We start from the raw sequence: 20,835 nt of genomic DNA, 5'->3' as shown, positions 1-20,835 counted from the left end.
AGCAGCGTAATCGATTGACTCCGTAGCGTAGTTGAGCGGGAGGGAGTCGATCCACCTTGCGCGCCCGGGGTACCCCACACGGCCCCATACGCGACAATGGGTGCCCGTGAGCTCCCACTCCCCCACCCAGCCGCCGCCCTCCCCCGCGCTCTCGGACCCTCCCCCGCAGCCGGCTTCGCCCGAGCGGGGAGACCCCCATGAGCAGGGAGGCACCCGCGCCCGGGTCATTTTGCTGACCGGCCCCTCGGGCTCCGGCAAGACGTCCCTGGCCGCCCGCAGCGGACTGCCCGTCCTCCGTCTCGACGACTTCTACAAGGAGGAGACGGACCCGACGCTGCCGCAACTGCCCGACGGCGGCGGCGCCGACTGGGACGCGCCGCTGTCCTGGGACGCCACCGCCGCGGTCGCGGCCATCGGCGCACTGTGCCGTTCGGGGCGCACCGACGTTCCGGTCTACGACATCGCGGCCAGCGCCCGGGTCGGCGTGTCGGGGCTCGACCTCGGCGGCGCCCCGCTGTTCATCGCGGAGGGCATCTTCGCCGCCGATGTCATCGCGGACTGCCGTGCGGCGGGGCTGCTGGCCGACGCGCTGTGCCTGCGCGGCCACCCCACCACCACCTTCCGCCGCCGGCTGGCACGGGATCTGCGCGAGGGCCGCAAGTCGGCCCCGTACCTCGTCCGCCGGGGCCTGCGCCTGCTGCGCAACGAGCGGTCCGTCGTCACCCGGCACATCGCGCTGGGCGCACACCCCTGCGCCAAGCCGGAGGCCCTGGCCCGTATATCGGCGGCGCGGGCGGCGGACACGGTCGGCGCGTAGCGGGCCGGCGGCCGGGCGCCGCCGGGCCCGCACCGGGCCGGGCCCGCACCGGGCCGGGGCCGCACCGGGGGCCGGGGCCGCACCGGACCAGGGCCGCACACACGAAGAAGCGGGTTCGGACAGACCCCCCGGCCGCCCGAACCCGCTTCCTCTTCCCCCGTGCCCCCGTACTTTCCCCCGTATCCCCGTTATCCCCTTTACCCCCTCGGGCGTTCCCCCGGTTCCCCCGATCCCTTTCGGGCTCCCCCGATCCTCAGGCCACCAGCTCGCCGAAGGACTCTTCCTCGTCACGGCCGAAGCTGAGGGCTTCGTCCTCGCGCAGCCGGCGCAGGGCGCGCCAGATGCTCGACTTCACCGTGCCGACACTGATGTCGAGAATGTCCGCGATCTCCGGGTCCGTACGGCCCTCGTAGTAGCGCAGCACCAGCATCGTGCGCTGCGTCTCGGGCAGCCGGACCAGCGCCTGCCACAGCACGGCGCGCAGCTCGGTGCCGCGCATCGCGTCCACGTCGGCCGCCGTCTCCGGCAGCTCCTCGGTCGGGTACTCGTTGAGCTTGCGCCGGCGCCAGGCACTGATGTGCAGATTCGTCATGGTGCGGCGCAGATAGCCACCCAGCGCCGCCTTGTCGCTGATCCGGTCCCACGCCCGGTAGGTCGAGAACAGCGCGCTCTGCAGCAGGTCCTCGGCCTCGTAGCGGTCGCCGGTCAGGTGGTAGGCGGTGGCGTACAGGGAGGCGCGGCGCTCCTGGACGTAGGCGGTGAAGGCCGCTTCGGCCTCGGCCGTCTCCGACGCGGAACGCCGTTCCCCCGTGTCCTCCCCGTACTCCGCTCCCCCGTTGTTTCCCCCGTGGGCGGCGTTGCCCCCGTGCCCCCGGTTTCCCCCGTCGGCCACGGCCGGCGTGACCGTCGTGGCGTCGATGGCCACCATGTACGGCGGCCGCTGGCGGCCGATGCTGCGGGTGCAGACCCGCCCGGCACCGGACTTCTCGCCGGTCCTGACGACGTCATGGAGCCGCGTGATAACTGCGCTGGTAGTGGTGCCGTGCAGTGTGTTCATCTCGCGCCCCCCGTCGTAGAGCCAGCTCGTTCGGTTCGTGCTGTTCGTTCGTGCTGTTCGGGTGTTGATCTCTCCCGATGCCCCAAAGACTGCCAACCCAGTTTCATCGCGTTGTCCGCCGACTGTCACAGGCCTGTCACAGGGGCCGGTGCGGCGCGTCGCGGACGCCGCACGGGTGCGGGCCTTGTGTACGAGAGCGCTACTGGTCGATCTCCCGGCGTCCCATGGGCCAGAATGGCCGACGTGCCTTTCCTGTTGCTGATCGAGGACGACGACGCCATCCGCACGGCCCTCGAACTCTCGCTGTCGCGCCAGGGTCACCGTGTGGTGACCGCGGCGACGGGCGAGGACGGCCTGAAGCTGCTGCGCGAGCAGCGCCCGGACCTGATCGTGCTGGATGTGATGCTGCCGGGCATCGACGGTTTCGAGGTGTGCCGGCGGATCAGGCGTACGGACCAGCTGCCCATCATCCTGCTCACCGCGCGTAACGACGATATCGATGTCGTGGTGGGCCTGGAGTCCGGCGCCGACGACTATGTCGTCAAACCGGTGCAGGGAAGGGTGCTGGACGCCCGGATCCGGGCCGTACTGCGCCGTGGCGAGCGTGAGTCCAGTGACTCCGCGACGTTCGGCTCGCTGATGATCGACCGGTCGGCGATGACGGTGACCAAGAACGGTGAGGACCTGCAGCTGACGCCGACCGAGCTGCGGTTGCTGCTGGAGCTGAGCCGCCGGCCCGGCCAGGCGCTGTCCCGGCAGCAGTTGTTGCGGCTGGTGTGGGAGCACGACTACCTGGGCGACTCGCGCCTGGTGGACGCGTGTGTGCAGCGGCTGCGCGCGAAGGTGGAGGACGTACCGTCCTCCCCGACCCTGATCCGTACGGTCCGCGGCGTCGGCTACCGGCTGGACTCGCCGCAGTGAGCAGGCGTTCCACGAGCGGTGCGACGACGGAGGACGGCGGGGGCGACGGGGCCGGGGGTGCCGGTGCGCCCGCCCCCGGCCGGCGGGTGCTGCGGATGCTGGGCCGCCCCTCGGGGCTGCTGCGCTGGACCAGTCTGCGACTGCGGCTGGTCGTGGTCTTTGCGCTGGTGGCATTGACCGCCGCGGTCTCCGCTTCGGGCATCGCGTACTGGCTCAACCGCAACACCGTTCTGGACCGCACACAGAACGCCGTCCTCAAGGACTTCCGCAAGGCGCTGGAGGACAACACCCGGTCGCTGCCGCTGCACCCGCGGTGCGCCGAACTCCAGGACGCCGCCCGGCAGATGGCGGCCGGGCCGCAGAACTACGCGGTGCTCCTGATAGGTGTCGACCGCGAGGGCAAGGACTGCGCGGCCACCACGGACAAGGACCTGCTGACACTCACGAACGTGCCCGCAGCGCTGCGCAGCGCGGTCAACGAGGTGCGGCCGGTCGACGAGTCCAACCGCTACGCGCACCATCTCTACTGGCAGCGCAAGCAGGTCGGGGACACTCCCTACCTCGTCGCCGGGGCAAAGGTGATCGGCGGCGGGCCCACCGGCTACATGATGAAGTCCCTGGCCGCCGAGCGGCAGGACCTCACCTCACTGGCCTGGTCGCTGGGGATCGCCACGGCGCTCGCGCTGGTCGGCTCGGCCCTGCTGGCGCAGGCCGCGGCGACGACGGTGCTGCGGCCCGTACAGCGGCTGGGACATGCCGCGCGGCAGCTCGGCGAGGGGCGGCTGGACACCCGGCTGCGGGTGACCGGCACCGATGAACTCGCCGACCTCTCCCGGACGTTCAACCGTACGGCGGAGCGCCTGGAGCACCGGGTCGCGGAGCTGAGCGGGCGTGAGGCGGCGTCCCGGCGGTTCGTCGCCGATATGTCGCACGAGCTGCGGACGCCGCTGACCGCGATCACCGCCGTCAGCGAAGTGCTGGAGGAGGAGGCCGACTCCCTCGACCCGATGATCGCGCCGGCCGTGCAGCTGGTGGTCAGCGAAACCCGGCGGCTCAACGACCTCGTGGAGAACCTGATGGAGGTCACCCGCTTCGACGCGGGCACGGCCCGTCTCGTGCTGGACGATGTCGATGTCGCGGACCAGGTGACCGCCTGTATCGACGCGCGGGCCTGGCTGGACGCGGTCGAGCTGGACGCGGACCGCGGCACCGTGGCCCGGCTGGATCCGCGGCGGCTCGATGTGATCCTGGCGAACCTGATCGGCAACGCCCTCAAGCACGGTGGCTCGCCGGTGCGGGTCTCGGTCAGCACGGAGGGCCCGGCGGGCGACGGCGGGGGCCGGACGGGCAGCACGGCCGTCTCCGCCGGTGGCGGCCCGGGTGGTGCGGGCGGTTCAGGCGGTGCCGGCGGTACGGGCGAGGCCGGTGAGCCGGCGGCCGGTGTCGAGGGCGGCGGGCCGGAGCGGTCCGGAAAGGCGTCGGGCGAGGGGCGGCCCGGGAGCGGGAAGCTGGTGATCCGCGTACGGGATCACGGCCCCGGCATCCCGGAGGAAGTCCTCCCGCACGTCTTCGACCGCTTCTACAAGGCCAGCGCCTCCCGGCCGCGGTCGGAGGGCAGCGGTCTGGGCCTGTCGATCGCGCTGGAGAACGCCCATATCCACGGCGGAGAGATCACCGCGGCCAACCTCCCCGAGGGCGGCGCGGTCTTCACCCTGCGGCTGCCGATGGACGCCTCCCCTCTGGCGGACGGCGACCGGCAGGATGACGGCACGGCCGACGACGAGGACACGGAGGACGGGCGATGAGGCCGGGCAGGCGGACCGGACGGCGCACCGCCGCCGTGGTGGTGCTCGCACTCGCGGCCGCGGGCTGCGGGATCCGGGGCACGTCCGTACCGGTCGACGCGGGCGGCGCGCCGTCACGGGTGAGCTGCAAGGCCCCGTCGAGCCCGGCGCCCTCGCCCTCGGCATCGGCATCGGCATCGGCCTCGTCCGGCACGGAGGCGGGCACGGACGCGGGTCCGGGCTCGCAGGCGATCGTGTATCTGGTGTGCGGCTCGGCGCTGGCGCAGGTCGAGCGGGCGGTGCCCCCGTCCAAGGCCGACGACCCGCGGCTGCCGACCGCCCGTGCCCTGCTCCACGAGCTGCAGCGCGAGCCGTCCGCCGCCGAGGAGAAGGCCGGCTTCAGCACCGCACTGCCCCGGGACGTCAAGGTCACGGAGCCGCGCGACGGCGACCCCGCGGATGCGCTGCGGCTGAGCATCCGGCCGGACGATCTGCCGTCGTTCGCGCTGGCGCAGCTGGTGTGCACCTACGGCGCGAGCCCGGCGCTGGGCCGCACCCATGCCGCCGTGCTGGGCGGGCCGGGCGACGATACGGCGCACCGTTACGACTGCTCCGCGGACGTGCTGGCCAACCCGGACATCGCGGAGAACGCCGGGTGGGGCGACCCCTTGTCACAAGAAGCGGAAGGCGGGGCGCCCCCACAGGGCTGACGCTGCTGACAGGGCCGACGGGGCGGTTCAAGACGGGCGCAACGGGGCGGAACCGCAGCCCCCACTCCCGGCGTCCTGGCCTGTGTGCAGCCCCATGGCCCCGGCACCACCGCCGCTCCCCGTATGCGCGTCACCGGACTTCTCCTCCTCGTGGCGCATCTGCTGACCGTCGCCTGGCTGACATTGCGTCCCCGTACGGTGCCGTGGGTGCCTGCCGCGAACCTCGAACCGCTGGCCACGATCCGGGCCGAGCTGGCGCGCGACTGGTCGTGGGAGGCCGTCCAGCATCTGGGCGGCTCGGTGCTGCTGCTGGCGCCCCTGGGGGTGCTGCTGCCGCTCTCCGCGGGCCGCCTGAACGTTTCGCCACTGGTCTCCCTGACCCGCACCGCCTTCGCCGGAGCGATGATCGCGCTGGCCATCGAGCTGCTGCAGTCAGGGGTGCCCGGACGGGTCCCGGACATCGACTCGGTGCTGCTGGGCACCTTCGGAGTGGCCGTGGTGCACCTGGCGGTCGTCCCCGGGGCGCGCCGCCGGCTCCGCCGCAGGTATGGGCCTCTCGGGGGGACAACCCCGACAATCCCCAGGGTCGGACTGGCCCCGAAGGCTGATGCTCTCTCCGGCGGCCGGACCTACCTTTGAGACATCGGGGCACACGCCCCATCGAGTCGAAAAGGAGCCGTCCTCATGGCCGCCGCACTGGTCCGCCCCCGCAACAACCGAATGATCGCCGGAGTGTGCGCGGGCCTGGCCCGTCGCTTCGGTACGACCCCGGCAACGATGCGCGTGCTCTTCGTGGTGTCGTGTCTGCTTCCCGGCCCGCAGTTTCTGCTCTACCTGGCGCTGTGGATACTCCTCCCCTCGGAGGAGAAGGCCACCGGCGCCGCCGCCTGGTGACCCGCCCGTCCGGCCCCCGCACATGACGATGCCCCGGTCGTACGCACCAGGGCGTACGACCGGGGCACGGCGCGGTACCCGTCCCCCGGGGGACGGGCCGCGTCCGACGTCAGCCGCCGAGGAGGCTGCCGGGCTGCAGGCCGCCCAGCAGCTTGTTGCCCTGGGAGTTCACCTTCGTCTTGACGTTCTTGACGTTCTTGCCGGCCGGCTTGGCCTTGGTGAGACCCGAGACGGCCTTGGTGGCGTCCTTCACCGGCAGGCTCTTCAGCACGCCGGTGGTGTCGGGGGTGCCGATCGCCGGGGCGGCGCTGGCGACGCCCGCGGCGGTGACGGCGAAGGCCGCACCGAGCGCGACGGTACCGAGAGTCTTGATGGTTCCCTGCTTCATCGATTTACGTCCTCGTGATGGGGGCTTGACCGGCCAATCAACCTAGTGATGCGGCAACCGGCGCCGCAAACAGCCACGAGGAAAGAAAAAACGGCCGGTGGACATTCCACCGGCCGTTGCGCTATAAGCTCGCGTTACCTACTCACACAGAGTCAGAAGCACTGTTCACAGGGGCAGTTGAGTCCTGGGGACGGAACAGCCATTCAGCCCGCAATTCCGCGTAACCGGGCTTGATGACGTCATTGATCATGCCCAGACGTTCATCGAAAGGAATGAACGCTGATTTCATCGCATTGACTGTAAACCACTGCATGTCATCGAGCGTGTATCGGAAGGTCTTGACCAGATGCTCGAATTCCCGGGACATGTTCGTGCCGCTCATCAGCCGGTTGTCGGTGTTGACCGTGAGCCGGAACTGCAGTCGGCGCAGCAGGCCGATGGGGTGCTCCGCATAGGAGGGGGCGGCCCCGGTCTGCAGGTTGGAGCTCGGGCACATCTCCAGCGGGATGCGCTTGTCCCGTACGTACGAGGCGAGCCGGCCGAGCTTGACCGAGCCGTCGTCGGCGACCTCGATGTCGTCGATGATCCGGACACCGTGGCCGAGGCGGTCGGCGCCGCACCACTGCAGGGCCTGCCAGATGGACGGCAGACCGAAGGCTTCACCGGCGTGGATGGTGAAGTGGTTGTTCTCCCGCTTGAGGTACTCGAACGCGTCGAGGTGGCGGGTGGGCGGGTAGCCGGCCTCCGCGCCCGCGATGTCGAAGCCGACGACGCCGGTGTCCCGGTAGCGGTTGGCGAGTTCGGCGATCTCCAGGGCGCGGGCGGCGTGCCGCATCGCGGTGAGCAGGGCGCCGACGCGGATGCGGTGGCCGTTCTCGCGGGCCCGCCGCTCGCCCTCGCGGAAACCCTCGTTGACCGCCTCGACGACCTCTTCGAGGGTCAGCCCCTGTTCGAGGTGCTGCTCGGGCGCATACCTGACCTCGGCATAGACCACACCGTCCGCGGCAAGGTCCTCGGCGCACTCGGCGGCCACCCGGGCCAGTGCGTCACGGGTCTGCATGACGGCGCAGGTGTGCGCGAAGGTCTCCAGGTAGCGCTCGAGCGAACCGGAGTCGGCGGCCTCACGGAACCAGACCCCGAGCTTTTCCGGGTCGGTCTCGGGCAGGCCCTCGTAGCCGTTCTCACGGGCCAGGTCGACGATCGTGGCCGGCCGGAGCCCGCCGTCGAGGTGGTCGTGGAGCAGCACCTTGGGGGCACGGCGGATCTGTTCACTGGTCGGGAGTGTGGTGGTCTCGCTCGTCATCTCGGCACTCTAGCCCCTACGCGCGTAGATCTCACCGAACGATACGTAACAGTGACCCGTCCACGGGGTGGCGGGCGCGCCACCTTCTGCCATCGTTCTGCACATGGCTCAGCAAGCACTGCCGGTGCGCGAGGCCCGGCTGGGAAAACCGCTGGGAACGGCCGGCAAGGAAGGGGCGCGCGAGGCGTTCCGGTGGCGGGGTGGCGGCGGTCGGGGCACCGGCCGGGAGGTGAGCGGGGTCGCTCTTTTACTGCCCGGAGGCGGACCGACCGGGGTGCGGCGTCCGTCGCCGGTGGCGGCGCTGGCGGTGCGGCCGCTGGCTGCCCGGCTGGCGAAGGCGGGGCGCCCCGAGGGCCTGACGGCCCATGTCGTGCGCTACCGCTGCAGCGGCTGGAACGGGCCCGACGCCCACCCGGCACGGGATGCCGCCTGGGCCCTGGACGAGGTGGTCCGCCGCTACGGCGACGTCCCGGTCTGCCTGGTCGGTACGGGCATGGGCGCCCGCGCCGCCCTGCACGCCGCGGGTCACCCCGCCGTCAACTCCGTACTGGCGCTGGCCCCTTGGCTGCCCGACCCCGGCGAGAGCGACGAGCGGCCCGACCCGGTGAAACAGCTCATCGGCCGGCAGGTCCTGCTGGTCCACGGCACCAACGACGAACGCACCGACCCCGATCTCTCCTACCGCTACGCCGAGCGCGCCAAGAAGGTCAACCGCGACACCTGCCGTTTCGAGGTGCACTCCGACGGCCACTCCCTGCACCAGCACCGCGCCGAAGTCCTCTCCCTGGCAGCCGATTTCATGCTCGGCTCACTCTTCGCCCGCGACTACGCCCGCCCCGTGAAGGACGCCCTGGCCGCACCCCCGCCGCTGGGCCTGCGCATGCCCCTGGCCGCGGGCTTCGGGGTGTCGCTGCGGCACTGAGGCACCGAGGCACGGAGGAACGGCGAGCCCAAGGCGCCGAGGGGGCGGTGTGACGAGGCAAGGACGGAGGGAGGCAATGCGGGAGTGGGGAGTAAGGCACCGAGGGAGTGACGCGGTAAGACGCCGAAGGACCGGAGCGCTGCCGTACCGGAGCACCGGCTGAACGCAGTGCCGTCCGCGAGCTGTTGCCCTCACCTGGGCAGCAGTTTCCCCCGCCGGCTCAGCAGGAACTTCTTGAATGCCGCGACCGGCGGGGCGTCGGGGTGGCCGGCCGGCCAGGCGACGCCGATCTCGCGGACCGCGCGCGGGGCCGTCACCGTGAGCTCGGCGACTCCGGGGCGCGGTACGGCGGGCGGCGGCAGCAGTGCCACGCCGAGACCGGCCGCGACCAGGCCGCGCAGCGTCTCGGCCTCCTCCCCCTCGAAGGCGATCCGCGGGGTGAAGCCCGCCTCGGCACACAGCGCGTCGGTGATCCGGCGCAGCCCGTAGCCGGGTTCGAGGGTGACGAACAGCTCGCCGGAGGCCTCGGCGAGCCGGACCCGCTTCCGGCCGGCCAGCGCATGGTCGTCCGGGACGACCAGGCGCAGCTTCTGCTCGTCGAGCCGGCGGGCGACCAGGTCCGGGTAGTCCGGGACCGGCGAGGTCAGGCACAGATCGAGGTCGCCGGCGCGCATCCGCTCGATCATGGCCTCGCCGTAGTTCTGGACGAGCTGGAAGCGGACGCGCGGGTGGTCGGCACGGAAGCTGCGGATCAGACCGGGCACGGTCTCCGGCCCGAGGGTGTGGAGAAAGCCGAAGGCCACCTTCCCGGCGGCGGGGTCGACATCGGCCCGTACGGACTCCGTTGCCCGCTCCAGATCCGTCAGCGCGCGCTCGGTGGAGGCGAGGAAGGCCCGGCCGGCCGGGGTGAGGGAGAGGGTGCGGCCATGGCGGGCGAAGAGGGCGACGCCGAGGTCGTCCTCCAGGCGGACGAGGGCGCGGCTGAGCGTCGGCTGCGGCATGCCGAGTTCCAGCGCGGCGCGGGTGACGTGTTCGTGCCGGGCGACGGCGGTGAACTGGGCGAGCCGCGGGGCGAGGACCACGGCCCAGGAATCGCCCCCGAGCTCGGCCGCCTCCCCCGCCTCCGCGCCGGCCCGCGGCGCTCCGGCAACATCTTTTCTGTTGCGACCTTGCAACAGCGGCCCTTGCGAGCTGGGATCATGTGTCACAGCATCGATTATGGCGTTTCCATGCATTGGACGCATGAAACGCGGCGGCCTACCTTCGAAGCATGCCTCCCGCTGATACCGGGGCGTCCGTCACCGACCGTGCGGCCGCCTCTCCCTCGTCTTCCACTGACACTTCTCTCTCCACCGCCGCCCCCGACCCCGAGTCGGACAAGCTGCGGCCGGGCGGCCCCGGCTACCGCCGGATGAGCTTCGCCCTCTTCGCCGCCGGAGTGGCGACCTTCGCCCTCCTCTACTCCACGCAGGCGCTGCTGCCCGCGATCTCCACCGACCTCGGGGTCAGCCCGGACCAGGCGAGCTGGACCGTGTCCGCGGCCACCTTCGGGCTGGCGCTCGGCGTGATCCCGCTGAGCGCGGTTTCCGAGCGCTTCGGCCGGCGCACGCTGATGACGGTCTCCCTCTCGGTCGCCGCGCTGATCGCCATGCTGGTGCCGTTCGCCCCGTCGCTCGGTGCGCTGATCGCACTGCGCGGCATCCAGGGTGTGGCGCTGGCCGGCCTGCCGGCGTCGGCGATGGCGTTTCTGGCCGAGGAGGTACGCGCCAAGGCGCTGGTGGCGGCCATCGGACTGTTCGTGGCGGGCAACAGCATCGGCGGGATGTCCGGCCGGATCGTGACCGGCTGGGTCGCCCAGGCGTGGGGCTGGCGGGCCGCGCTGGCGGCGGTGGGTGTGCTGGCCGTGGTGTGTGCGGTGACGTTCCGGCTGCTGGTCCCCAAGGCCCGGCATTTCGCGCCCCGTTCGGTCGGCCCGCGGGCGCTGGCCCGTACGCTCGGCGGCCACCTGGCCGATCCGCTGCTGCGCCGCCTCTACGCCATCGGCGGGCTGTTCATGACGGTCTTCGGCGCGGTCTACACGGTCATCGGCTACCGCCTGGTCGCCGAGCCGTTCAACCTCCCGCAGGGCATCGTCGGTTCGATCTTCGTGATCTACCTGGTCGGTACGGTCTCCTCGGCCGCGGCCGGCAAGCTGGTCGCCCGCACGGGCCGTCGCGGCGCCCTCTACCTGGCCGTCGGCACCACCTCCACGGGTCTGCTGCTCTCGCTCTCCGACTCCGTCTACGCGGTGCTGGCGGGCCTGGTCCTGATCACCGCCGGCTTCTTCGCGGGTCATGCGGTCGCCTCGTCCTCGGTCAGCCGCACCGCCAAGACGGCGCGCGCCCAGGCGTCGGCGCTGTACCAGTGCGCGTACTACGTCGGCAGCAGCCTGGGCGGTGCCCTCGGCGCCGCCGCCTTCCACGCCGTCGGCTGGGAGGGCACCGTCCTCCTGGGCCTGGCCGCGATGGTCGGCGCCGCCTCGATCACCCTCTACGCCACCCGCAAGGCCGTGGCCGAACGCCGCCTGCTCCACCTGGAGAAGGCCGCGTAACACCCCGCAGACCGAAGGGCCCGTCCCACCACCTGTCCTGGTGGGGCGGGCCCTTCGTCGTCAGGTAGTCAGCCGGCGGGGAAGAGTGCCGTGTCGACGGTGACCTCGAAGGGCGCGGGGAGGTGCATCTCATCGCCGTACTTCACCGTCTCGAGCACACGGTACAAACCGCCCGCCGGCTCCCCGTACAGCGTTGCGGTCGGCTTTCCGGAGTGCCAGGGATCCAGCAGCAGGTACAGGGGGACGCCCGCCGCGGCATAACCGTTCAGCTTCTCGATACGGTCATGATTCGCGTTGGAGCGAGTCGTGATCTCGACGATGAGCTGAGCCACATCAGCTGTCCGGCGCTCACGCGGGCGCGGCAGCAACTTCTTGGGGATGACCGCCAGATCCGGAACGAACAACCCGTGTCTGCCGGGGATGGTCAGCCCCTGGGTCTGGTAGATCCCCCAGTCCCGGGGGATGACGGTATACAGCAGGCGCTGAAGCTCGTCCGCGGTGTCGTTGTGGTCGCTCTCCGGCGGTGGTGCCACGGTGACGATCCCCTCGATGATCTCCACCTTGCAGCCCTCCGGAGCGTTCGTCCGCTCCCAGACCCTCAGTGCCTCTTCCCAGCCGGACTCATCGGCATGATGGGGGCGCTCAGCGATGACTGCTGCCATGGTGTGCTCCTCTATCGGTACGTCACCGATCCCAGCATGCCGAAAATGACCGGCGGCGGTCCACCGATCCCGTTCACCCGTACGGGAAAACCGCAGGTCAGGCGATACGTTTCACCGTCACCGGGAGTGGCGGGGAAGGCCGCTTCCGCGGGGCCGACGAGGACTCCGTCGTCCACCCCCTCCAGGGCGCAGGGGAAGCCCGGCTCCGGCCGGAGGACACGCCCCGTCGCCGGAGGACATGCCCGTAGCCGGAGGACACGCCCGTCCCCGGAGGGCACGCCCCATCGACCAGCGAGGCCGGCCGTCCCTGCGATGCGGTGGCGGCCGGCCTTCCTGGCCGGTGGCGGCGAGGACGATCTCGCGGATGGTGACATTCCGCGGCCGGCGATGGACATGAGCGATGGCCCCGGCCACGGCTGGGTGTCCTCGACCATCCGGGGCGCGAGCGCGCGGGCCGGCATGACGAGGGCGCGCAGGTTCACGGGCAGCGCGCGGTCGATCTGCTCGGGCGGGCAGTCGAGGAGACCGCCGGTGGCACAATGACCGTCATGTCCAAGGCCCCCGGAACCCGGCAGAGCATCATCGATGCCGTCCTGCGCATCATCGGTGAGGACGGCGTCGCCGGGGTCACCAACCGGCGGATCGCCAAGGAGGCCAAGGTCTCCCTCGGCTCGGTCACCTACCACTTCACGACCCAGCACGAGATGCTGCGGGAGAGCCTGCTGTACTTCGTCGCGGAGGAGACCCGGCGCTTCACCGAGCTCGCCGACCAGTGCGAGACCGACGGGATGGACATCGACCGGGCCTCCGCCACGGTCGGCCAGGTCGCCGGGTGCACCCAGACCGACAGCAGGTACATCGCACCCTTCGAGCTCTACGTCCAGGCCGGCCGCGACGAGCGGCTGCGCACCGCGGCCGCGCAGTGCTTCGCCGCGTACGACCAGCTGGCCGCCCGGATCCTCACCGGCCTCGGCGTACCCGACGCCGAGCGGCTGGCGGGCACTGCCGTCGCGCTGGTCTTCGGCCTGCAACTGCGCAGTCTGGCCACCGGCGCGCCGGCCGAAGAACTCGTCGACGCCCTGCTGCTGCTGGCGCGCGGGGCGCAGCACGCCTGACGCTCGCTTCGGCGCCGGTACCGGCGCCGACTCCGGCATCGGCATCGGCTCCGGGCCTGCCCGCGAGCCACCGGGCCGCGCACCGCATCACTGTGGACGCCGGCAGCGTGCAGGCAAGTGCCGGGCGAAGAAAGAGAGCACGTGGTGGCGCACCTCAGCCACCGAGGTGTCCGGGTCGATCGTGCCGACCAGTGCGACCCGGTCGGCTGCGCTCATCAGCCCCGCGGCCTGCAACTGGGGTGCCATGACGGCGTAGTCGGTGAACACCCAGTGCATGGCATGGTCGATCTGCCGTCGGCGGGTGCGTCCCCGCTGGTGGGCGAGCATGGCCGCCCAGGAGAGCTCCAGCGCCTGCTGGTCCGCTTCCTTGCCGTCGAAGCCCTCGCTTCCCAGCAGGAGCAACGGGCGGTCCACCCCGTAGCGTGCGACCGGGAACAGCTGCCCAGCTTTGCCGGGTGTCTGCGGGGTGTGGTCCAGATAGCCCTCCATGTTGACCGCCGCGTGGATGCGGCGGTCCTCGTACATCGCCTCGGCCGCGGTGGTGCCGCCTGCCGAGTGGCCGTAGATGCCCACCCGTCGCAGATCCAGCGCCCGGCCGAGGTCTTCCGGCACGGCGCGCCCCGTGGCGTCCGGGTTCCGTCCCACCGCCAGCACTGCCAACTGGTCGAGTACGAAACGGGCATCCGCGATCCGCGTTTCGATCATGGTCCGGAATTGGTCCGCATCCGTACGGGGGTCTCCCCGGAAGACGGTCTCGCGGACCTTTTCGTGCCGGTAGGCCGTGGTGAGGGGAAACTCGACCTCACTGCCGTCGCCAGGGTGATCAATGGTCACCACCGCATAGCCGTGACTGGCCAGTTCTTCGGCGATCCCGGTACCGAGGGTGCGCGGGTCACCACCTCCGGGGCTGTACAGCAGTACCGGCCGCCGGACGGTCTGCGCGGGCGCGTTCGTGTACGAATGCGTGACCGTTGCGGCCCAGTTGACGCCGGAGCTCGGCAGCCGGTGCACAGGGACGTCGATGTCGTGGAACGATTTCGCCGCGCCCGTGGTCATGTGCGGTGCGACCGAAAATCCGTGGACGGTGCGGGCCGGATAGAAGACGGTGACCATCAATTCCCGGACAGGGATCGCGGGGTCCCACGGATCGCGCCTGGAGCGGTCGACCAGATAGAGCGTGGTGACCCCGGTCCGGTGCGGGCCGGTCGGCGTCGGCAAGCGCATGGTCCGGGCGCCTGCGGCCCGCGCCCGTCTCTGTGCCTGTGCCCGTGCCTGCGCCTGCGCCTGCGCCTGCGCGACGCCACCACCGCCCGCGAACAGCAGCGCAGTTGCCAGCACGGCCGACCTGGTGACGGTGCGCCTTGGAATCATGCCTCTCCCCCTATATCTCTGTGCTCGTCGCCCTTGCGCCTTCCGGTAGCCCTTGAGGGAATGACGGGGACGCGTTCCGAATGCTGACGTCCTAGGGGGCGTGCGGGCGAGGGTTTAGGCCGCGTCCGAAACGATGGCGAAGCAGCGCTGGGGAGAGTAGTGATCCGGATACATTTCACGGCCGCCGACTTCGCACGGGTCCGGTTCGCGCCTCGTCCGGCACCCCTGCAAGAGCTGAACGCGGCACTGATGATGATGAGTCACCCCCACGACGAGCTGCTGTTCGGCCGCTGGAGACGACGGCTGCTCCAATCCCTGCCGGTGGCCGCTCTGCCGCTGGCGGATCTGGTCCCTGCGGCGAAGGCCCCCTGCTTCATCGACGAGTTCAGCGACACCCTGAAGGACGGGTTGGAGAGCGTCCGGGCCTCACGTCCGGACCTGGTCCGCTCCGAACTCGAGCGGGTGTACGCCCGGCGCATGTCCCTGGCTCCGCCGTGGATCCGCGATCTGCACCGAGGCGACGCCGACGCCTGGCGCCCCCTCCTCCGCGCCCAGCACGCGGCGTTCGAGACGGTGGTACGACCCGTGTGGTCGCTGGTGCAGGACTTGCATCAAGCGGAGTTCACCCGCCATGCGCTGACCGTGGCAGAGCACGGCATCGGCGCGGCCCTGACCCGGCTCGTCCCCGGCACCCGGCTTCACGAGGGCGTCTGGGCGCTCAAGGCGCCCGGCGAGCGGGACATCACACTGCGCGGACACGGCGTGGTCCTCGTCCCCACGTTCCACTGGACCGGCCACCCCCTCATCGCCCACCGGCCCGACAGCCCCCTGTTCCTGACCTACCCCGCAGGTCCCGGCCTGCCGCTCACGCCGGCCGGGGCGGGCGGCACGGACGACGCACTGGCCTCGGTGCTCGGACGGACCCGCCACGAGATTTTGCTGCTGCTCGCGGAGGAACACACCACCAGCGCGCTCGCCCGACGGCTGCGCGTCAGCAATGCCACCATCTCCGCCCAGACCACCGCGCTGCGCGACGCCGGCCTGATCACCACAGTCCGCGCCGGACGGGCGGTCCTGCACCAGCGCACCGCTCTGGGGAGCCTGCTGGTTCAGCGACGAACGCGGAGTGCGAGTGACTGACTGCCGCACACATCACCGGCCGCCTCGTCACCGGCCCCCTCATCACCGGCCCCCTCATCACCGGGCGATCTCGGCGTGCGGGGGTGGGAGGGTGGCGGGACGCCCGGCCCGCAGGACTCAGGCGCCCCGGCCGCCTCAGGCGATGCGCTCCAGCACCACAGGCGTGGCGGCGAAGGCCGCGTCCTCCGGGCCCACGAGGACGCCGCCGTCCAGTGCCTCCAGGGCGTAAGGGAACTTTTCGGGGGTGTCGGTGTGCAGGGTCAGCAGGGGCTGGCCGGCGGTGACCGTGTCGCCCGGCTTGGCGTGCAGTTCGATGCCCGCGCCTGCCTGGACCGGGTCCTCCTTGCGGGCGCGGCCGGCGCCCAGGCGCCAGGCGGCGAGGCCGACGGCGTAGGCGTCGAGGGTGGTGAGGGTGCCGGAGGAGGCAGCGGTGACGACATGCTGTTCGCGGGCCACGGGGAGGGCCGCGTCGGGGTCGCCGCCCTGGGCGCTGATCATGCGGCGCCAGTGGTCCATGGCGGAGCCGTCGGCGAGCGCCTTGGCCGGGTCGGCGTCCTTGAGCCCGGCCGCGTCGAGCATTTCGCGGGCGAGGGCGAGGGTCAGCTCGACGACGTCCTGGGGGCCGCCGCCGGCCAGTACCTCGACGGACTCGCGGACTTCGAGGGCGTTGCCGGCGGTCAGGCCGAGCGGGGTGGCCATGTCGGTCAGCAGCGCGACCGTCTTCACGCCGTGGTCGGTACCCAACTCGACCATCGTGGAGGCCAGTTCGCGGGCGTTGTCGAGGTCCTTCATGAAGGCGCCGGAGCCGACCTTGACGTCCAGCACGAGGGAGCCGGTGCCCTCGGCGATCTTCTTGGACATGATCGAGGACGCGATGAGCGGGATGGACTCGACGGTGCCGGTGACATCGCGGAGCGCGTAGAGCTTCTTGTCGGCGGGGGCCAGGCCGTCGCCTGCGGCGCAGATGACCGAGCCGACGTCGCGCAGGACGTCCAGCATCTCGGCGTTGGAGAGCGTCGCGCGCCAGCCGGGGATGGCTTCGAGCTTGTCGAGGGTGCCGCCGGTGTGGCCCAGGCCCCGGCCGGAGAGCTGCGGGACGGCCGCACCGCAGGCGGCGACGAGCGGGGCGAGCGGCAGCGTGATCTTGTCGCCGACGCCGCCGGTGGAGTGCTTGTCGGCGGTGGGGCGCGGCAGGGAGGAGAAGTCCATCCGCTCGCCGGAGGCGATCATGGCAGCGGTCCAGCGGGCGATCTCCGTGCGGTTCATACCGTTGAGGAAAATCGCCATCGCCAGCGACGACATCTGCTCATGAGCGACCTCACCGCGGGTGTAGGCGTCGATGACCCAGTCGATCTGATCGGGGGTCAGCTCACCGCGGTCGCGCTTGGTGCGGATGACGGAGATGGCGTCCATGAACGGTTCCTTTCGAACGGGTAGGTCCGTTCTACACGCATAGACGGCGGGGTGGCCAGGGGCGGCGGGTGGAGTGGGTGGTGCGTAGGGGGGTGGGGCGACCAGGGGGCGGGGGTGGGGTGGGCGATCTTTGGGGGGCACCGACGAAAGCCGCTCCGGGCGAAGGGTGTGTGAACGAGCCATCATCGCCCGGAGCGGCCGCAGGGGTGCGGAGAGAGCGGTCGGTACCGCTACCGCCGGCTCACGCCTGATCGCCGACGCTTCCTCCGCTCAGCAGCGCAGCCGCGACCACTCGTCCGCAGACCGCACCCGGCTCATCCGAACGCCTCCGCCGGAAGCCGTGGCCTGTCGCCGCCCTCGTCGTCCGGTGCATTGTCCCCATCGGAACCGTCCTCGTCCGGCACGGGCAGGCGCGCGCCCCTGCTCTCCGCGACCCGGCGTACGTTGGCGAGGGAGGCGGCCAATTCCACGGCCAGCAGGTGGATTTCACCGGGTGTCCACGCCCGGCCCGCCAGGATGCGGTGCGCCTCTTCGCCGAGTTCAGCTGCGGAGTCGAGCTGCGCCTCCTCCATCTCGTCAGCCAGCCGGGACACGTAGCCGGTCCCGTCACCTGCCAGGAAGCACGGCTTCCCGTCCGGACTCGACCAGGGCAGGAGGCGAGGGGTATCGGTTGGACTCATCGGCCTGCCGCCTCCAGGCCGTTCAGCCAGCGCGGGGCGGCGTCAGTGCCGTATGTCGCAAACAACTGAACCCGTCGCCGCCCGTATTCCAGCCGTCGCTTCTGCCGCTCCTCCGGCGTGAGGGCGTACGGCCGGATAAGGGCCGCGTCCTCGCCCCGCAACGGCCTCTCCCCTCCGCCGGTCACACGGGCAAACACGGGGGTGGGCGGGTCCTCACACGTCACGGTGGGCAGACAGCCGAAGGACCGGTGCCGCCCTCGTGCGGGTAGTAAAAGCCGCAGCAGCGATTCGAAGATCCTGGCGATAGTCTTCGCCATGTCGTCAACCTCCCAGGGTTGATGGCCACGCCCCCGGGCCGTCGCCACGGTCGCGGGGGTCTGTCGTATTCGTCTGGTCATGATTCAGCGAAAGACGGCATGGGCCCATATCCAAGCGGTAATCTCACGGTGGGATGACTCTTCATCCCACCGCGATACCGGGGAGGATCATGCCGACGGCACTCGTACCGATCGAATTACCCGAGTGGGCATGGCAACGGGCCGAAATCCGCGAAGCCCTACGAGATCGCAACATGGGTGCAGTGTTCCGCCGCGTCCAGCAATATGGCGGGGCCAGCCAGTCAAGGATTGCCACAGCGGTAGCCATGACACAGGCTCGGGTGAACGAGGTCATCAACGGACGGCGAGAGATCACGCGCCTTGACGTATTCGAGCGGATCGCGGACGGGCTCAACATGCCTGACTCCGCCCGGCATTTGCTCGGCCTAGCGTCAGCGCGCGATGCCCGCAGCGGCGGGCAGGCGTTCGATCTGTCCGCCTTTCCAGAAGTCGTCCGGGTGTACGCCACTCAGGCCGCCGCATCCCAAGACATTCGACAACTTGCCACGACGGCTCGACAGGTCGATGTCCTTGCCGTACGCGGCCTTGGCCTTATCGGCCTGAAGGATTCCCTGCTTCGGCCATCACTTACTCGACTGGAAGGGCAGACATCGCAACTTCGCGTGTTGCTGCTTGATCCTGAATCGACCGCCCTTACCGTCCGCGCGGCAGAAATCGGGGAATCAGCTGAATCGCTCTCCGGAGGCATCAAACTGGCCGAGGCTCGATTGCGCGAGCTGTCGAGCAATTGCGACCTTCAAGTATACCGCTACCAAATTCGCCCAACATGGCGCATTATCAGGCTGGACGAGACGCTGTTTGTCTCAGCCTTCGATTCCGGCTGGGAAGGCCACGAATCGGCTACGTACAAGATTATGGAGACTCCACACGGCCCGCTGCATCGAGGGTTTCAGCGAATGTTCGCCTCCATGATTGAAACGGCAGTCCGTACCGTTTGAACGGAGGATCGTGCATTGATCGAGGCAGAGGTAAAGGCGCGAGTACACGACCCTGAGTACGTCATGGGGCAGCTTGAACGCATGACGGAGGGGCAGGTCGAGGTCTATCAGGACACCTACTATGACGACCGGTCGGGAAGTCTCGACGCGCGAGATCAAGAATTGAGGGTCCGCACGATTCACGGGCCCACCTCGACACGCTCCGTTCTTACATACAAGGGCACCCGGATCGATCCGGAGTCCGGATCGAAACCGGAACACGAGACGCCTGTGGACAACCCGGAGGCCGTTCATGCCATGTTGCGCGGACTTGGGTACGTGCCAGCTCTTACATTCCAGAAGCAGTGCAGGAACTACGAGTTCACGACTCGTGGGCGCAGCATGCTCGCCACGTTGGTCCAGGTTCCGGAGGTCGACGGAACCTTCCTGGAAGTAGAGACCATGGTTCCGGAAGAGAAGGAACTCTCATCAGCGCTTGACGATGTCCGATCTGTCATGAGTGAACTCGGCATTGGCGCAGACGACTTCACGACAGAGCTCTACACAGACGCTGTAGCGGCCCGGCGTGCCAGCAAGGAAGCCTCACTTGACCACGCCAGAAACGATCACCGTTGAGCCCTTGGACGGCCCCGCCGCCGCGCGATCCGAGGCGGCATTCAGGCTCGTCTACGCCGAGGTCTTCGCTGAGGAACCGTACGAGGAAACCCCGGAATCGGTGGAGGCCACCTTTCGTCGATTTCGCTCTCAGGTCCGGAAGGCCACCTTCCGTGGCGCCTTGGCCCGTACTGCGGACGGCGAACCGGTCGGCATCGCCTACGGCTATCCGCTCAGTTCCTATACCGGTTGGTGGGACCGGCTGATTACTCCCGTCTCGGATGAACTCAGACGAGAGAATGGCCAACGTACCTTCGGCCTTATGGAGTTTGCGGTGCGGGCGCCCTGGCGTCTGCTCGGGGTGGGCAGGCGGCTGCACGAGACGCTACTCGCGGAAGGCAACGAAGAGCGCGTACTACTGAATGCGCTACCGGAAGCCGAGGCAGCTCAAGCGGCCTATCGATCCTGGGGATACCGCAAGGTGGGTGAGGCTCACCCCTGGGAAAGCGCGCCTCTCCATGACGTGATGGTCCGGCAGCTCCGTTAAGCGGGCGCGCGCTGCTGTGCATGAGTAGCCCCCGCCGAAGCAAGCCGCCCATGCGCCACTCAGCTCAACCACCCGCACCCCGGCTGCGACCCGTCAGAGACGACCGAATGCGCCAGTTTCACCGCCACTTCGCCCGTTTTCCGTGTGGGAGAGCCACCGCGCCGGAGCAGGGACCGGAGGCCTTCGAGCGCCCTACAGAGCATGTCCATGTCATATAATCTATGCCCAAACCACCTCATTCGACGCCATTCACCCCCTTTCGATGCCCGCATTGGGGCCTAATATTCGGATTAGTGGTGATTTGCCGAGATGTGAATACAGATGAATTCGAAACGTGAATTAGTCAATTCAGGTAGTGACGTGGATCACTTGACACATTCATCGAATAGGTCTTCACTTTCCACGGCAGTCGAAATGAATGCCGGGAATTCTTACCGGCATCGACATCTTCTGCCGTCGAATAAGTATCGCGTTCACCACACAAATGGAGGCGCTCATGAAACTCGTTCGCATCGTCAAGAAGTTCCGTCCGGAAAAGAGCCTCAAGGCATACGCCTGGTACGGCTGGATTTAATGAGATAGATTCCCTGC

The 20,835-nt window shown here is 69.8% G+C and carries 22 protein-coding genes; 14 read left to right on the top strand and 8 right to left on the bottom strand.

What is annotated here, in order from left to right; translation table 11 throughout:
- Positions 1-106 precede the first annotated feature (106 nt).
- Positions 107-817 carry a uridine kinase gene (locus CFW40_RS22750; protein ID WP_371127273.1) on the top strand — a complete coding sequence of 237 codons (711 nt, stop codon included), beginning with the start codon at positions 107-109 and terminating at the stop codon, positions 815-817.
- A gap of 253 nt (positions 818-1,070) precedes the next feature.
- Here CFW40_RS22750 and CFW40_RS22745 read toward each other — a convergent pair whose 3' ends face one another.
- Positions 1,071-1,874, bottom strand: coding sequence for a SigE family RNA polymerase sigma factor (locus CFW40_RS22745; RefSeq protein WP_088799621.1), 804 nt, complete (start codon positions 1,872-1,874; stop codon positions 1,071-1,073).
- Between the two features lie 243 nt (positions 1,875-2,117).
- Here CFW40_RS22745 and afsQ1 point away from each other — a divergent pair, with 243 nt between their 5' ends.
- The 5 genes from afsQ1 (at position 2,118) to CFW40_RS22720 (ending at position 6,183) form a co-directional block, all read left to right on the top strand.
- Positions 2,118-2,795: a two-component system response regulator AfsQ1 gene (gene afsQ1 / locus CFW40_RS22740; protein ID WP_048830120.1), complete on the top strand. Its 678-nt coding sequence runs from the start codon at positions 2,118-2,120 to the stop codon at positions 2,793-2,795.
- Complete coding sequence (locus CFW40_RS22735; RefSeq protein ID WP_088799620.1) at positions 2,792-4,600, top strand: sensor histidine kinase; 1,809 nt, start codon at positions 2,792-2,794, stop codon at positions 4,598-4,600. Before afsQ1 ends, CFW40_RS22735 begins: the two co-directional genes overlap by 4 nt.
- A complete protein-coding gene (locus CFW40_RS22730; protein ID WP_088799619.1) occupies positions 4,597-5,289 on the top strand; it encodes a hypothetical protein in 693 nt (230 codons plus the stop codon). The genes CFW40_RS22735 and CFW40_RS22730 overlap by 4 nt, the downstream gene beginning before the upstream one ends.
- An 84-nt stretch (positions 5,290-5,373) precedes the next feature.
- The gene (locus CFW40_RS22725) at positions 5,374-5,928 is read left to right on the top strand and encodes a VanZ family protein (RefSeq protein WP_256331327.1); all 555 of its coding nucleotides are present in this window, start codon (positions 5,374-5,376) and stop codon (positions 5,926-5,928) included.
- Positions 5,929-5,973: 45 nt separating this feature from the next.
- On the top strand, positions 5,974-6,183 hold the full coding sequence (locus tag CFW40_RS22720; protein WP_088799618.1) for a PspC domain-containing protein: 210 nt from the start codon (positions 5,974-5,976) through the stop codon (positions 6,181-6,183).
- A gap of 109 nt (positions 6,184-6,292) precedes the next feature.
- On the opposite strand, the gene CFW40_RS22715 is transcribed toward CFW40_RS22720, so the two are convergent.
- Positions 6,293-6,571, bottom strand: a complete 279-nt coding sequence (locus CFW40_RS22715) for a hypothetical protein (protein ID WP_088799617.1) — start codon at positions 6,569-6,571, stop codon at positions 6,293-6,295.
- 142 nt (positions 6,572-6,713) lie between these two features.
- Positions 6,714-7,874 (bottom strand): adenosine deaminase, encoded by a 1,161-nt coding sequence (locus tag CFW40_RS22710; RefSeq protein ID WP_088799616.1) that lies wholly within the window; start codon positions 7,872-7,874, stop codon positions 6,714-6,716.
- Between the two features lie 103 nt (positions 7,875-7,977).
- On the opposite strand from CFW40_RS22710, the gene CFW40_RS22705 reads away from it, so the two are divergent.
- Complete coding sequence (locus tag CFW40_RS22705; protein ID WP_088799615.1) at positions 7,978-8,796, top strand: alpha/beta hydrolase; 819 nt, start codon at positions 7,978-7,980, stop codon at positions 8,794-8,796.
- 191 nt (positions 8,797-8,987) lie between these two features.
- On the opposite strand, the gene CFW40_RS22700 is transcribed toward CFW40_RS22705, so the two are convergent.
- Positions 8,988-10,004, bottom strand: coding sequence for a LysR family transcriptional regulator (locus CFW40_RS22700; RefSeq protein WP_088799614.1), 1,017 nt, complete (start codon positions 10,002-10,004; stop codon positions 8,988-8,990).
- 62 nt (positions 10,005-10,066) lie between these two features.
- Here CFW40_RS22700 and CFW40_RS22695 point away from each other — a divergent pair, with 62 nt between their 5' ends.
- Positions 10,067-11,386, top strand: coding sequence for an MFS transporter (locus CFW40_RS22695; protein ID WP_088799613.1), 1,320 nt, complete (start codon positions 10,067-10,069; stop codon positions 11,384-11,386).
- Between the two features lie 68 nt (positions 11,387-11,454).
- Here the strand turns inward: CFW40_RS22695 and CFW40_RS22690 are convergent, their stop codons facing one another.
- Positions 11,455-12,048, bottom strand: a complete 594-nt coding sequence (locus CFW40_RS22690) for a Uma2 family endonuclease (protein ID WP_088799612.1) — start codon at positions 12,046-12,048, stop codon at positions 11,455-11,457.
- Positions 12,049-12,596: 548 nt separating this feature from the next.
- On the opposite strand from CFW40_RS22690, the gene CFW40_RS22680 reads away from it, so the two are divergent.
- A complete protein-coding gene (locus CFW40_RS22680; protein ID WP_088802302.1) occupies positions 12,597-13,163 on the top strand; it encodes a TetR/AcrR family transcriptional regulator in 567 nt (188 codons plus the stop codon).
- Between the two features lie 87 nt (positions 13,164-13,250).
- Here the strand turns inward: CFW40_RS22680 and CFW40_RS22675 are convergent, their stop codons facing one another.
- Positions 13,251-14,534, bottom strand: coding sequence for an alpha/beta hydrolase (locus CFW40_RS22675; protein WP_088799610.1), 1,284 nt, complete (start codon positions 14,532-14,534; stop codon positions 13,251-13,253).
- Positions 14,535-14,693: 159 nt separating this feature from the next.
- Between CFW40_RS22675 and CFW40_RS22670 the strand changes: the two genes are divergently transcribed.
- Positions 14,694-15,674, top strand: a complete 981-nt coding sequence (locus CFW40_RS22670; RefSeq protein ID WP_088799609.1) for a helix-turn-helix transcriptional regulator — start codon at positions 14,694-14,696, stop codon at positions 15,672-15,674.
- Positions 15,675-15,809: 135 nt separating this feature from the next.
- Here the strand turns inward: CFW40_RS22670 and CFW40_RS22665 are convergent, their stop codons facing one another.
- Positions 15,810-17,087, bottom strand: a complete 1,278-nt coding sequence (locus CFW40_RS22665) for a thymidine phosphorylase (protein WP_088799608.1) — start codon at positions 17,085-17,087, stop codon at positions 15,810-15,812.
- Positions 17,088-17,401: 314 nt separating this feature from the next.
- Positions 17,402-17,767: a hypothetical protein gene (locus CFW40_RS22660; RefSeq protein ID WP_088799607.1), complete on the bottom strand. Its 366-nt coding sequence runs from the start codon at positions 17,765-17,767 to the stop codon at positions 17,402-17,404.
- Positions 17,768-18,254: 487 nt separating this feature from the next.
- On the opposite strand from CFW40_RS22660, the gene CFW40_RS22650 reads away from it, so the two are divergent.
- The 4 genes from CFW40_RS22650 to CFW40_RS38985 all read left to right on the top strand — a co-directional run bounded on the left by CFW40_RS22650 (position 18,255) and on the right by CFW40_RS38985 (position 20,818).
- Positions 18,255-19,103 (top strand): helix-turn-helix domain-containing protein, encoded by an 849-nt coding sequence (locus CFW40_RS22650; RefSeq protein ID WP_088799605.1) that lies wholly within the window; start codon positions 18,255-18,257, stop codon positions 19,101-19,103.
- Between the two features lie 15 nt (positions 19,104-19,118).
- Positions 19,119-19,718 (top strand): class IV adenylate cyclase, encoded by a 600-nt coding sequence (gene cyaB, locus CFW40_RS22645; RefSeq protein WP_088799604.1) that lies wholly within the window; start codon positions 19,119-19,121, stop codon positions 19,716-19,718.
- Positions 19,690-20,244, top strand: coding sequence for a GNAT family N-acetyltransferase (locus CFW40_RS22640; protein WP_088799603.1), 555 nt, complete (start codon positions 19,690-19,692; stop codon positions 20,242-20,244). Before cyaB ends, CFW40_RS22640 begins: the two co-directional genes overlap by 29 nt.
- A gap of 418 nt (positions 20,245-20,662) precedes the next feature.
- Positions 20,663-20,818, top strand: a complete 156-nt coding sequence (locus CFW40_RS38985) for a tryptorubin family RiPP precursor (RefSeq protein WP_218136790.1) — start codon at positions 20,663-20,665, stop codon at positions 20,816-20,818.
- Positions 20,819-20,835: the final 17 nt, after the last annotated feature.

Source organism: Streptomyces sp. 2114.4, from assembly GCF_900187385.1.
Lineage (GTDB): Bacteria > Actinomycetota > Actinomycetes > Streptomycetales > Streptomycetaceae > Streptomyces > Streptomyces mooreae.
The sequence above is the reverse complement of the archived record's forward strand: the minus strand, read 5'-3'. Positions and strand labels throughout refer to the sequence as shown.